The organism is Kosakonia oryzendophytica, assembly GCF_027886705.1.
Classification (GTDB): Bacteria; Pseudomonadota; Gammaproteobacteria; order Enterobacterales; family Enterobacteriaceae; genus Kosakonia; species Kosakonia oryzendophytica.
In genome coordinates this window covers 271,438-284,142 of the sequence record NZ_CP115659.1, presented here as the reverse complement: position 1 = coordinate 284,142, position 12,705 = coordinate 271,438, and the positions used below count along the sequence as shown (strand labels likewise).

General features: G+C 53.2%; 11 protein-coding genes. 6 read left to right on the top strand and 5 right to left on the bottom strand.

Going from position 1 to position 12,705, the window contains the following annotated elements; all coding sequences use genetic code 11:
* Nucleotides 1–107: 107 nt before the first annotated feature.
* The 3 genes from O9K67_RS01215 (at nt 108) to O9K67_RS01205 (ending at nt 2,975) form a co-directional block, all read left to right on the top strand.
* A complete protein-coding gene (locus O9K67_RS01215; RefSeq protein ID WP_061492671.1) occupies nt 108–812 on the top strand; it encodes a GNAT family N-acetyltransferase in 705 nt (234 codons plus the stop codon).
* Between the two features lie 134 nt (nt 813–946).
* Nucleotides 947–1,567, top strand: coding sequence for a histidine phosphatase family protein (locus tag O9K67_RS01210; protein ID WP_061492669.1), 621 nt, complete (start codon nt 947–949; stop codon nt 1,565–1,567).
* 580 nt (nt 1,568–2,147) lie between these two features.
* Complete coding sequence (locus O9K67_RS01205; RefSeq protein WP_061492666.1) at nt 2,148–2,975, top strand: DUF1796 family putative cysteine peptidase; 828 nt, start codon at nt 2,148–2,150, stop codon at nt 2,973–2,975.
* A gap of 54 nt (nt 2,976–3,029) precedes the next feature.
* On the opposite strand, the gene O9K67_RS01200 is transcribed toward O9K67_RS01205, so the two are convergent.
* A complete protein-coding gene (locus tag O9K67_RS01200) occupies nt 3,030–4,229 on the bottom strand; it encodes a BaiN/RdsA family NAD(P)/FAD-dependent oxidoreductase (protein WP_061492664.1) in 1,200 nt (399 codons plus the stop codon).
* Between the two features lie 228 nt (nt 4,230–4,457).
* Between O9K67_RS01200 and pitA the strand changes: the two genes are divergently transcribed.
* Nucleotides 4,458–5,954: an inorganic phosphate transporter PitA gene (gene pitA, locus O9K67_RS01195; protein WP_061492662.1), complete on the top strand. Its 1,497-nt coding sequence runs from the start codon at nt 4,458–4,460 to the stop codon at nt 5,952–5,954.
* Nucleotides 5,955–6,084: 130 nt separating this feature from the next.
* Here the strand turns inward: pitA and uspB are convergent, their stop codons facing one another.
* Nucleotides 6,085–6,420 carry a universal stress protein UspB gene (gene uspB, locus O9K67_RS01190; protein WP_061499696.1) on the bottom strand — a complete coding sequence of 112 codons (336 nt, stop codon included), beginning with the start codon at nt 6,418–6,420 and terminating at the stop codon, nt 6,085–6,087.
* 454 nt (nt 6,421–6,874) lie between these two features.
* Here uspB and uspA point away from each other — a divergent pair, with 454 nt between their 5' ends.
* Nucleotides 6,875–7,309, top strand: a complete 435-nt coding sequence (gene uspA, locus O9K67_RS01185) for a universal stress protein UspA (RefSeq protein WP_061492660.1) — start codon at nt 6,875–6,877, stop codon at nt 7,307–7,309.
* 65 nt (nt 7,310–7,374) lie between these two features.
* Here the strand turns inward: uspA and rsmJ are convergent, their stop codons facing one another.
* The 3 genes from rsmJ to O9K67_RS01170 all read right to left on the bottom strand — a co-directional run bounded on the left by rsmJ (nt 7,375) and on the right by O9K67_RS01170 (nt 11,604).
* On the bottom strand, nt 7,375–8,127 hold the full coding sequence (gene rsmJ / locus O9K67_RS01180) for a 16S rRNA (guanine(1516)-N(2))-methyltransferase RsmJ (RefSeq protein ID WP_061492658.1): 753 nt from the start codon (nt 8,125–8,127) through the stop codon (nt 7,375–7,377).
* 4 nt (nt 8,128–8,131) lie between these two features.
* Nucleotides 8,132–10,174 carry an oligopeptidase A gene (gene prlC / locus O9K67_RS01175; protein ID WP_061492656.1) on the bottom strand — a complete coding sequence of 681 codons (2,043 nt, stop codon included), beginning with the start codon at nt 10,172–10,174 and terminating at the stop codon, nt 8,132–8,134.
* Between the two features lie 158 nt (nt 10,175–10,332).
* Complete coding sequence (locus O9K67_RS01170) at nt 10,333–11,604, bottom strand: acid phosphatase (protein WP_061492654.1); 1,272 nt, start codon at nt 11,602–11,604, stop codon at nt 10,333–10,335.
* 194 nt (nt 11,605–11,798) lie between these two features.
* Between O9K67_RS01170 and O9K67_RS01165 the strand changes: the two genes are divergently transcribed.
* Nucleotides 11,799–12,641 carry a 23S rRNA (adenine(2030)-N(6))-methyltransferase RlmJ gene (locus O9K67_RS01165; protein ID WP_061492652.1) on the top strand — a complete coding sequence of 281 codons (843 nt, stop codon included), beginning with the start codon at nt 11,799–11,801 and terminating at the stop codon, nt 12,639–12,641.
* Nucleotides 12,642–12,705: the final 64 nt, after the last annotated feature.

Genomic DNA, 12,705 nt, shown 5'->3' with positions numbered 1-12,705 from the left:
CTATATGCACGTTCTTTTTATATATCCATCGCATAAGCCCTACTGATAGTTAATAACCATTTAATTACGTTTAAGCGAAATTAAACTGGTCATTTATGGAGGGAGTCATGGAAAGTTATAACCAGTTTGGGCAAAGAATTGGCCCGGAATTGCCCGAGTGGACAACCCGGGAAATGCCGGAAAAAGTCAGCCTTCGCGGGCTTTACTGCAACGTCATACCCTTAGCCATCGACCATGCTGAAGATTTGTTTCCTGAATGGCACAGCATTGAAGATGAACGGGACTGGACCTACCTTGAAGGAGACAGACCGAAAGATAAAGCTGCTTGTTATGCCTGGTTAAGAGAGTTAATTGCACATAAAGAAAGATATTATTTTTCGGTGCAGGATCAAAAAGACGATCAAGTAAAAGGCATCTTTTATATCGGTAAAGTGGATCCGGACAATGGCTCTTTCGATATATCCGAAATTAACTGGACGCCATTAATGAAACGCACACGTTCCAGTACTGAATCACTTTATCTTATTCTTGCTTACTTTTTCGACAACCTGAAGTATCGCAGATGCGAATGGCGCACCAGTATCTATAACGCTGAGGGCACCCGCTCGGCGGAGAGGATCGGCTTTGTCAAAGAAGGTGTATTGCGGGATAAAAAAGTCCGCAAAGGGCATTCGACGGATATCGCCGTTTTTTCTATCACCCGAAAAGAGTGGCCAGGGATAGCTTCAATGATCACCGCCTGGCTGCGGGAAGAGAACTTTGACGGTCTCGGTCATCAGTTACAGAAATTAAGTGCCTTACGTCGCTATTAAATATCATCTGAATATCATCGTTGCCATGCGTTGGTTTCTCTCTGTCAGCGCATGGCTGTTGATGCAGTCACTGGCTGAACCCTCCACGCAACGGTAAGTCATACCCCACCCGATTACTGGAACAATACCTCACAATGAAAGTGCTACTGGTACGCCACGCTGAAACAGAATGGAACCAACGCGGTATTATTCAGGGACACAAGGATAGTCCCCTGACGGTACGCGGCGCGCAGGAAACGTCGGCATTACTGGCAGCGTTAGCCTCTTATCCCATTGCGTGTGTTTATGCATCCCCTCTGGGCCGTGCATGGCAGATGGGACAAGCATTGGCGGGACATTTCGACTGCCCACTGGTGGCACACACGGCATTGAAAGAGCAGGCATTCGGCCACTACGAAGGGATGCCATCAGCGCTATTGCGTGACGAACATCCCTATGAGGCAGAGGCGTTATTTGCAAAAGACGCCACGTTTTGCCCACCCGGCGGCGAGTCTCTGGCGCATGCTTCCCAACGCATTATCGATTTTATACAGCAGCAACAACAGACAACGGCGCACCAGACGCTCTGTATTGTTACGCACGGGCAGGTCAGCCAGGGCGTTCTTGCTCTGCTTAAGGAAGGGAATATCGATAATTTCTCCCGTTATGCTCAGCCAAACGCAAGCTATTCCGTTTTCGAAATGACGGAAGGTCAATGTATTACGCTCCGCTGGGGGATCGCTACGCATTTACGCACCCTGACCCTCCATAAATAAATGTATTTCCTCGCAAACCGCCCCACTCAGAACATTTTGGGATTTTCCTGATGAGGGGTAAATCCATTACAAAGCGTAAAATATGTAACGAGGAATGAGTCGCTGTATCAGATCGCTTTTTTATCGACAGCATTCTTACAATTTTATGCTGAGGTTTGTCCGAAGAGAAAACACCGTCCCGGACATAAGCGATATATCCACAGAGACCGTTATTCACCTGAAAAGTTTGCCGCTAAGCGAGCAAACATGCCTCTTCAGGAAAGCCATATCTGCCAAAACGATGCCAATAAATACACTGTCGCGGTCATAGCGCGACGTCATTATTTGTTGAGAAGCCTCTATTTTTGGGCAATCAGAACGCTGCGATGCGCATAAACCCCTTTCTTAAGGGGATGTATTTCTTTTATGGCCATGTTTTGCAGGCTTCGAGCCTGTTGTGCAGAGAAAACGCACATTAACAACCTCTATTCGCACGACATACCTGTACGAATACGGGGAATAAAACAACAAAAAACTCAGGCGTGATGAGGTTCTCCGTCACGTCATTTGGAATGGTGTAATACAACATGAGGTGCCCTTAATGAAAGGCGAAGCCATTGAACACTGTGTGAGAGATCACCTTAAATCGCTGAAACGGACAATTACCAACCTGCATAAGAAATGGAAATATCGAAATAGTTTTAGTTCGGAAGTAAGTTGGATTTCATTGGGTGAAAATTGCCTTCCTGACGATATTCTCCGGCGACATAACAGAAAATCATTCAGCTCTGTTTTTTCCTCCGGACGATCAAATATAGAATATATTATTCAGATGGAAAAAGATAATTACCGGAATCTGCTGAAGAAAGAGCATCTGCAACATTTTCCCGATGGTCAGCATTCTGTGGTGCGCTCGACGTTTTATAAAAACTGTGTGGGCCAATACAGCGAAAGACATATGTTGGGGTTTGAATTCACACATCATGACCCGCTCAGAATTAAAGAGGATAACCGCGCTTTCCAACGACGAATCAGCCGTCAGTTACAATACCGTGGGAATAAAAACTTTGTTTTTCTTTATCATCACAGAATAACAGAGAACTCAGATCTTGCTCTTTTACGGGCGCATTTAAATGAATTTCTTACCTTCTACAACACGCAAGGCCGCGATTGCAAAATGGTGCTTTTTTATCAACATATCATCGCCGAGAACGAGACGAAGCGTATCGATTTCACACCGCACGATACAGGGCTCCTCGAATTTACCTGCCATACCCATGAGATATGGGGAGGGGATGATCTGGAAACGTTCTGGGCCAAAAAAGATGATGGCCTGTTCGCAGAAATGTTCGACACGGTTGATAAATACAATCTGAGTGCGGATAAACCTTACCCTGGCAGCCCCCTTGTCCCGGCAGGCACAGTATAAGCCGCCTGGCTCTTCTCTGAGCGTGTTTAACACCTCAGAGAAGAGTCTGCTTTTTTATCCTTCAACAGCCGCCAGTGCCTGTGCGCATGCCGCTGCGCTGGACCACGCCCACTGGAAGTTATAGCCGCCCAGCCAGCCGGTAACATCCATGACTTCGCCAATAAAATAAAGCCCCGGTACATTGCGGGCCTCCATAGTACGTGACGACAATTCGTTGGTATCCACCCCGCCCAGCGTCACTTCCGCCGTGCGGTAACCTTCGGTGCCGTTTGGCTGTACGCGCCAGCAGGTAAGCGTATCGACCAGCGTTGTCTGCTCGCGGGCATTAAGCTGCTTTAACGTCACATCCGGGATCTGCCCCAGCTGTTGCAGGCATTCCACTAACCGTTTCGGCAACTGCATGGCGAGGGTATTTTTCAGGCTTTGATTCGGGTGCACATCGCGTTGCTGATCGAGGAAGCTTGCCAGTTCGCACTCCGGCAGCAGATTAATGCTGACGAACTCACCTGGTTGCCAGTAGCTGGAAATTTGCAGGATCGCCGGACCCGACAGGCCGCGGTGCGTAAACAGCAGGTTTTCGCGAAAAACCGTCCCGTCTTCGGCAGTGATCACGGACGGCACTGATACGCCAGAAAGCGTCTGCATCTGCTCAAGGAGCGGTTTGTGCAGGGTAAACGGCACCAGGCCCGCACGGGTAGGTAACACCTTTAAGCCGAACTGTTCGGCAACTTTATAACCAAACGGCGACGCGCCCAGCCCTGGCATCGATAAACCACCGGACGCGATAACCAGTTTCGCCGCCTGTACGCTCGCACCATTCAGTTGCAGCGTATAACCCTCCTCGTTGCGCTCCACGCTCAACACTTCACTGCGCAGGCGAAGCGTGACGTTGCCTTTCTCACACTCAGCGACCAGCATATCGACAATCTGCTGCGCAGAGTCGTCGCAGAACAACTGCCCGAGCGTCTTCTCATGCCAGGCAATACCGTGCTTGCCCACCAGGTCGATAAAATCCCACTGGGTATAGCGCGCCAGCGCAGATTTGCAAAAATGCGGGTTCTGACTCAAATAGGCCGCGGGCTCCACATAAAGGTTGGTAAAGTTGCAGCGCCCGCCGCCGGACATCAGGATCTTACGGCCTGGTTTTTTGCCGTTATCCAGTAGCAAGACGCGGCAGCCCGCCTGCCCTGCCAGAGCCGCACAGAACATTCCCGCCGCACCGGCGCCGATAACAATGGCATCAAACCTTTCCACACCCGTTTCCTCATTTAAAGATCGTGGCGGATTGTAAAGAGATCATGCTGGTCGCACCAGCGCGAATACGCACAGCAAGATGATGACGTTGAAAAATATAAGATATTTTAAAGATTTAAGGGCTTTGTAAGAAATAATGTCAAAAAAAATACATATTTCACTTTGCCCGCACTGGCAATGTCCCTGATAATGCGCCGCGTTCATGTCCTCAAAATGGCGTAACGGCTTATGTTACATTTGTTTGCCGGCCTGGATCTTCATACCGGGCTGTTACTCTTGCTTGCTCTGGTTTTTGTTCTGTTTTACGAAGCGATTAACGGCTTCCACGACACAGCAAACGCCGTGGCAACCGTGATTTATACACGCGCTATGCGCTCTCAGCTGGCGGTGGTGATGGCAGCGGTGTTTAACTTCTTCGGCGTTTTGCTGGGCGGGTTAAGCGTCGCGTATGCAATTGTGCATATGCTGCCAACCGATCTGCTGCTAAATGTCAGCTCTGCGCACGGTCTGGCAATGGTCTTTTCCATGCTGTTGGCCGCGATTATCTGGAACCTGGGCACCTGGTATTTCGGTCTGCCTGCTTCCAGCTCCCACACCTTGATTGGCGCGATTATCGGCATTGGGTTAACCAATGCATTGATGACCGGCACGTCAGTCGTTGATGCATTAAACATCCCGAAAGTGCTGAATATCTTCGCGTCGCTGATCGTTTCCCCGATCGTCGGCCTGGTGTTCGCAGGTGGACTGGTGTTTATACTGCGCCGCTACTGGAGCAGCACCAAAAAACGTGCGCGCATCCATATGACCCCGGCTGAACGCGAGAAAATCGACGGCAAAAGAAAGCCGCCGTTCTGGACGCGTATTGCGCTGATCCTCTCCGCCATTGGCGTGAGCTTCTCCCACGGCGCTAACGATGGTCAGAAAGGCATTGGCCTGATTATGCTGGTGCTGATTGGCGTCGCCCCTGCGGGTTTTGTGGTGAATATGAACGCATCCGGTTATGACATCACCCGTACGCGTGATGCCGTAAACAATGTGGAATCCTATTTCCAGCAACACCCGGCGCTGCTGCAAAAAGCGACGGGTGTGGATCCATTGATCCCAACGCCGGAAGAAGTGACCACACAACCCGGTGAGTTCCATTGTCATCCTGGTCGCGCCATTATCGCGCTGGACCGTGCGAAGTCGATGCTGACGAATGTTGAAAGCTACGACAAACTGCCGGTTGAACAGCGCAGCCAGTTGCGTCGCATTATGCTCTGCCTCTCCGATATTACGGATAAAGTGGCGAAGCAGCCGGAAGTCAGTGTTGACGACCAGCGCCTGCTGAAGAAACTGAAAAGCGACATGCTGAGCACCATTGAGTACGCGCCAATCTGGATCATTATGGCGGTCGCGCTGGCACTGGGTCTGGGCACGATGATTGGCTGGCGCCGTGTGGCAACGACGATCGGCGAGAAAATCGGTAAAAAAGGCATGACGTACGCGCAGGGGATGTCCGCGCAGATGACGGCAGCGGTTTCTATCGGTCTGGCGAGTTATACCGGGATGCCAGTCTCCACCACGCATGTGCTGTCATCGTCCGTTGCCGGCACAATGATTGTCGACGGCGGCGGTCTGCAACGCAAAACCGTCACCAGTATTCTGATGGCCTGGGTCTTTACTCTGCCAGCATCAATTATTCTGTCCGGCGGGTTGTACTGGATTGCGCTGCATCTGATTTAACAAATCAGATGCAGGACAAAAACGGGTCAGGAAACTGGCCCGTTTTTTTATGGCTCAAGAATGGCAATGCGCCGTCACTTATCCGGCTTCTGCAGGCCAGAGAAAGCATAGCCGCCCGACAGCACGGCCTTTAGTGCCAAATCATCAGCGCAATCAAACTCACCACTACCAGCCCGCATAACGCGCTGGTCAGGATGAACTGACGGCGTACGCGTTCGCAGCGGCGAATAAACTCTTCGTCATGATGATCGCGGTAACGCTGGGCGTAGATGTACCACACCAACCGCATCTGTTTACCCGGCTGACCGTGCGAAGTGAAAAAGCCTCCGCCGTCCACATATTGATAGAGTAAGGGGTCACAACCTCGAAGTACCACTAACAGTGCGCGCAACGATGAGTAATAACGCACCATGTTAACCACACACACGACACACAAGGCCCAAAACAGCGCAACAGTGCTGATCACCATATCCCCTCCCCGGCGATTCGCCCACGAAGACCCGCTTCGCAACGACCGCTCCTGGATACTCAACCAAGTCAGACAATGAAGAGTGTTATCAACGCCGAACGGGGCGACAGCACAGGCGGTGTCCCGCAATTGACCGTGCATCCATGCCGGGACAACTGTGGGACACCGTCTGTTTTCCGTACGGTTTATTAATAGTGTAGGAGAAAGGATTCTTTTTTTGCCACAAGGTTATCATCATCAATGCATATGGTTGTAAATATGGCTTAAGTGAATCGTGATCCAGGTTAATTGACGGTGCTGCAAGAGAGTTATAAGGTAGAAATATCTTCTACAATGAGATCCTTAAGGCCGGGCGCTACCCGCTTATGTGATACGCAGGATGCGGGCGCAGTGCACACACATCAGGGCTTTGTCCCGATGGTCATCGACAACTTATGGAAGGAGTAACACTATGGCTTACAAACACATCCTCATCGCTGTTGATCTCTCCCCCGAAAGTAAATTGCTGGTTGAGAAAGCAGTGTCCATGGCGCGTCCTTATAACGCGAAGATTTCCCTGATTCATGTCGATGTAAATTACTCCGATCTGTACACAGGCCTGATCGACGTTAACCTCGGCGATATGCAGAAACGCATCTCCGACGAAACGCACCAGGCGCTGACCGATCTCTCCACCAATGCAGGCTATCCGATTACCGAAACCCTGAGCGGCAGCGGTGACCTCGGGCAGGTGCTGGTAGACGCGATCAAAAAATACGATATGGACCTGGTGGTCTGTGGTCACCATCAGGACTTCTGGAGCAAGCTGATGTCTTCCGCGCGTCAGCTGATCAACACCGTTCACGTGGATATGCTGATTGTCCCACTGCGGGATGAAGAGGATTAATGCCTCGCTAACGCACTGTCGTTAGAGCGAATACCGCCCGGCCCGCGCAATGCGGCCGGGCTTTTTTATTCCCCGGAACCGGGGTAGATGTCAAAGCGATGACTTTTGGTCACCACCGCCGATTGTGTCGCGACACCCGCCAGCGGCGGCGCATAATCCGGGCGTTTCACCACCACCCGCTTAATGGCAAGCTGACGCGCGGGCTCCAGCAAACCATCGGCATCCAGATCCGGGCCAACCAGTGACTGAAACACACGCATCTCTTTCTTCACCAGCGCGCTTTTTTGCTTATGCGGGAACATCGGATCGAGATAGACCACCTGCGGGCGCGGCGTGATATCTGCAAGCCCCGTCAGGCTGGAGGCGTGGATCAGCTGCAAACGCTCGCGCAGCCATGAGCCAATTTCCGCATCCGCATAACCGCGATTGAGACCATCTTCCAGCAAGGCCGCCACCACCGGGTTGCGCTCCAGCATGCGCACCCGACAACCGACAGATGCCAGTACAAAGGCATCCCGTCCCAGCCCTGCGGTGGCATCCACCACATCCGGCAAATAACTGCCTTTGATACCCACCGCTTTGGCCACCGCTTCACCGCGACCGCCGCCGAACTTACGCCGGTGCGCCATGCCGCCGCCGACAAAATCGACAAAAATACCGCCAAGCTTAGGCTCATCGCGCTTGCGCAGTTCCAAATGCGCAGGCGTCAGCACCAGCGCCATCAGGTTGTCATCGTCCTGTTCCAGCCCAAAGCGGGCTGCAAGAACAGATAAGGCGCCGTCTCCGGCGCCTGTTTCATCTAACAAACAGATTTTCAATGCATTAGCCTTCGATACCGTAATGCTCAAGCATCGCGTCGATCTGCGGCTCACGGCCGCGGAAGCGTTTGAACAGATCCATCGGCTCTTCCGAACCGCCGCGGGTAAGGATGTTATCCAGGAAGGACTGCCCGGTTTCGCGATTGAAAATTCCCTCTTCTTCGAAGCGGGAATACGCGTCTGCTGCCAACACATCGGCCCACAGGTAGCTGTAGTAACCCGCCGCGTACCCCCCGGCGAAAATATGGCTGAACGCATGCGGGAAACGGCCCCACGACGGCCCCGGCACCACAGCAACCTGGCGTTTGATTTCCGCCAGCGTTTCAAGGATTTTCGCCCCTTGTTCCGGACTAAACTCCGCATGCAGGCGGAAGTCGAACAGACCAAACTCAAGCTGACGCAGAATAAACATCGCCGCCTGGTAGTTTTTCGCCGCCAGCATTTTATCCAGCAATTCCTGCGGTAACGGTTCACCGGTTTCATAATGGCCGGAGATAAACGCCAGCGCTTCCGGCTCCCAGCACCAGTTTTCCATAAACTGGCTCGGTAATTCGACCGCATCCCACGGCACACCGCTGATGCCCGCGACACCGGCAGTTTCAATACGCGTCAGCATATGATGCAAACCGTGCCCAAACTCATGGAACAACGTGATCACTTCATCATGGGTGAACAGTGCAGGTTTGCCGTTGACCGGGCGGTTAAAGTTACAGGTGAGATAGGCCACCGGCTTTTGCAGTGAACCGTCGGCTCTGCGCAACTGACCCACACAGTCATCCATCCACGCACCGCCGCGTTTGTGTTCGCGGGCGTACAGATCGAGATAGAAGCTGCCGCGCAGTTCATTGCTTTCGTCATACAGCTCAAAGAAACGCACATCCGGATGCCAGACATCAATATCTTTGCGCTCTTTGGCGGTGATGCCGTAAATGCGTTTCACCACTTCAAACAAGCCATTAACCGCGCGTTCTTCCGGGAAGTACGGGCGCAGTTGTTCATCGCTGATGCTGTAGAGGTGTTGTTTCTGTTTTTCGCTGTAGTAGCCAATGTCCCACGGTTGCAGTTCATCGACGCCGAACTCCGCTTTGGCGAACGCGCGCAGTTGTGCCAACTCTTTTTCCCCCTGCGGACGGGCGCGTTTGGCGAGATCGGTTAAAAACTCAAGCACCTGCGCCGGGTTTTCTGCCATTTTGGTGGCCAACGATTTAAAGGCATAGCTTTCGAAGCCCAGCAATTGCGCCAGTTCATGACGCAGCGCGAGGATCTCTGCCATGACCGGGCTGTTATCCCACTTACCGGCATTCGGCCCCTGGTCAGAAGCGCGAGTGCTGTAAGCGCGATACATCTCTTCACGCAGCGCGCTGTTGTCGCAGTAAGTCATCACTGGCAAATAGCTCGGGATATCCAGCGTCAGTAACCAGCCCTGCTGCTCTTTGGCTTCCGCCTGCGCTTTCGCCGCCGCTAATGCACTTTCCGGCATGCCAGACAGCTCGGCTTCGTCCGTGATCAGTTTGCTCCAGCCCATGGTGGCGTCCAGCACGTTGTTGCTGTAGATGTTGCCCAGTTCAGACAAACGCGCCGCGATTTCGCCATAACGCTGCTGTTTCTCTTTCGGCAGACCGATGCCCGATAAGGTAAAGTCGCGCAGCGCGTTATCCACGGCTTTTTTCTCTGCGGTGCTCAGACCTGCGTAATTCTCGCCATCGCGCAGATCGCGATACGCGTTATACAACCCTTCGTGCTGCCCGACCCAGGTGCTGTACTCAGACAGCAGCGGCAGCGTCTGCTCATAGGCTTCACGCAACTCCGAGCTGTTTTTCACCGAATTCAGATGGCTGACCGGCGAGAAAAGACGCCCAAGGCGGTCGTCCACTTCCGCCAGCGGCTGGCAGAGGTTATCCCAGCTATAAGGGGCACCCTGCGCGACAACGCTTTCTACCGCAGCCCGGCAGTCTTCCAGCGCCTTTGTGACGGCGGGAACAACATGTTCAGGAAGGATTTTGGAAAAGGGCGGTAATACGAAAGGCGTCAGTAATGGATTGGTCATATGCGCAGTCCTTGGAATGAGGTAGTTGTTTAGCATGGGGTTAAGTGTAGGAGATTTCAATGCCAGGCGGTGCGCTTAACGGGGTATTGCTGCAATAAGCAGCAACCATCAACACACCCGGCGGCATTGCGCTCGCCGGGCGGAATACAACATCACCCTTAACGGGTTTTATGCGCCGTGTCGTAAGCTGCCGACAAATTCAGACGCTGCCAGAAGTTCTGTTCATCGGTCGCGCCGGAAAGCGGGTAACCTGCCGGAAGCGCGGTTTTCACCATCAACGCGCGACGCTGGCTGGCGGAGAGTTTTGGTAAGGCCGCCTCCAGCAGCACGTCAGCACCTTCCGGTACGCTCACCGCCTTCGTCGCCCCTTTCTGCTGTGGCAGGTTGTAGGTCATGGTGAAGCGGTAAAAGTCATGCATTGCCGGGTCGCGATAAGGATCGTCTTTTCCTGCGGTCTGTGCGCATTGCGCCAGCGTTGTGCCACACTCTTTTTCCAGCGCGGCGCGGAGCTGATCGCGCGCTTCATTGAACATTGCACGGTACTGTGCATCATTGAGGTAATGAGCAACATTACGCTCGGCTACCATCCGCGAGCCGATAACATCCAACGGATAGTGCACGCCCAGCACCACGCGGGAATAACCGTAACGCGCACCGCGCGCCAGCAGTGCGTCAAAACGTTCCGGGATCATCTCCGCCATCAGCAAAGCATCGGTATAACCGGTGTTGGTATGCCCGCTCGGAAAAGAGCCACCGTCTGCGGTATAGGGTTTGTTATCTTTGACCACCACGTCGTCCGGAACCAGGTGGATGCTGTTTCCAGGTATCAAAAACGGGCGCTTGTAATCGAAATGTTTTTTCGCCACACCAGTACTGACTTCGCTGGCTTTGATCAGCGCCGCCGCCTTGCCTAACTCACCTTTATCGTAAGCCGTAAGAAAGGCTTCTCCCAGCTTTGGCCCCAGCGCATCAGCCAGAAAATAGAGATAGCTAATACCTTCGGCATCCGCCAGCGCCTGACGACGCAGACCTCGCGTGGCATCGCGGTTGATCGCTTCAACGGTTTGCAGGTTGGCATCCAGCACCGGTTTCGGCAGCGCGTTAAACCCCGACAGCAGTTCAATGCCCACCTGCTGGTTCTCTTTGGTGCGGAAGTCATAACCCCGCGCTTTCAGCCACGCATTATCGGCTTGTTTTGCCGTTTGGGTCGCGTGTTCAAGCGGAGTACGAGTGAGTTGAGACGCATCGCCCTGCAATGACTGGCGCAGAGCTGCCAGCGACTGTGCTTCGAGCGCAACAAAGGGCTGGCTCTCCGCTGCCGGTGTCGTGGCATCGGCGATATCGCGCACCTGAGTCAGCGGAATATCATTTGCCATCGCTTGATGAGCCAGCAGCAGCGCGGCAGTTAACAGCGTGAGACGGATTTTCATTTTTTGCCCTTTTATTCAAAGAATTACCTTGTCTTCAGCCGACGCTAGCGCCGCAATTTGACCGTTTTATGACACGGTTATGTTTTGAAACCTTTTCCGACGGCCTGAAACAAGCGCGGCGCGCCTGCGGTAATCCGGAGCAATCTGCGGTAAACTGTGGCAAACCTCGTTTATTTTCCGGAATCCCAGTATCCATGCTCAGTTATCGCCACAGCTTCCACGCAGGCAACCATGCCGACGTCCTTAAACACACCGTTCAGAGCCTGATCATTGAAGCGCTGAAAGACAAAGAGAAACCGTTTCTCTATCTCGACACGCACGCAGGCGCAGGGCGTTATCTGCTCTCCGGCGAGCATGCGGAACGTACCGGGGAATATCTGGAAGGTATCGCGCGTATCTGGCAACAGGATGATTTGCCTGCGGAGCTGGAGCCTTACATGAGCGCTGTGCGCCATTTCAACCGCAACGAGCAGTTGCGTTATTACCCGGGTTCGCCGCTGATTGCCCGCCAGTTGCTGCGTGAACAGGACAGCCTGCAGCTCACCGAACTGCACCCCAGCGATTTCCCGTTGCTGCGCCAGGAGTTCCAGAAAGACAACCGCGCCCGTGTTGAACGCGCTGACGGTTACCAGCAACTGAAGGCCAAACTGCCGCCGGTCTCCCGCCGTGGTTTGATTCTTATCGACCCGCCGTATGAGATTAAAACCGATTATCAGGCGGTCGTGAGTGGTATCAGCGAAGGGCACAAACGTTTCGCCACTGGCGTGTTCGCGCTCTGGTATCCGGTAGTGTTGCGCCAGCAGATAAAACGCATGCTGCGCGATCTGGAAGCCACTGGTATCCGCAATATCCTGCAAATCGAGCTGGGCGTACGCCCGGACAGCGATCAACGCGGGATGACCGCCTCCGGTATGATTGTGATTAACCCGCCGTGGAAACTGGAAGCGCAAATGAACAATGTACTGCCGTGGCTGCACGGTAAACTGGTGCCCGCAGGCACCGGGCATACGCTGATTCACCAGCTAGTCCCGGAGTAATCGCAGCCATTGGTGGAACCTTTCGGGCTGCGCGTTACAATCGCGACACTTTTTCGACCTCGTT

Coding starts and splice junctions, on each gene's coding strand:
- O9K67_RS01215 (WP_061492671.1), top strand. CDS start 108: ATGGAAAGTTATAACCAGTTTGGGCAAAGAATTGGCCCGGAATTGCCC.
- O9K67_RS01210 (WP_061492669.1), top strand. CDS start 947: ATGAAAGTGCTACTGGTACGCCACGCTGAAACAGAATGGAACCAACGC.
- O9K67_RS01205 (WP_061492666.1), top strand. CDS start 2,148: ATGAAAGGCGAAGCCATTGAACACTGTGTGAGAGATCACCTTAAATCG.
- pitA (WP_061492662.1), top strand. CDS start 4,458: ATGTTACATTTGTTTGCCGGCCTGGATCTTCATACCGGGCTGTTACTC.
- uspA (WP_061492660.1), top strand. CDS start 6,875: ATGGCTTACAAACACATCCTCATCGCTGTTGATCTCTCCCCCGAAAGT.
- prlC (WP_061492656.1), bottom strand. CDS start 10,174: ATGACCAATCCATTACTGACGCCTTTCGTATTACCGCCCTTTTCCAAA.
- O9K67_RS01170 (WP_061492654.1), bottom strand. CDS start 11,604: ATGAAAATCCGTCTCACGCTGTTAACTGCCGCGCTGCTGCTGGCTCAT.
- O9K67_RS01165 (WP_061492652.1), top strand. CDS start 11,799: ATGCTCAGTTATCGCCACAGCTTCCACGCAGGCAACCATGCCGACGTC.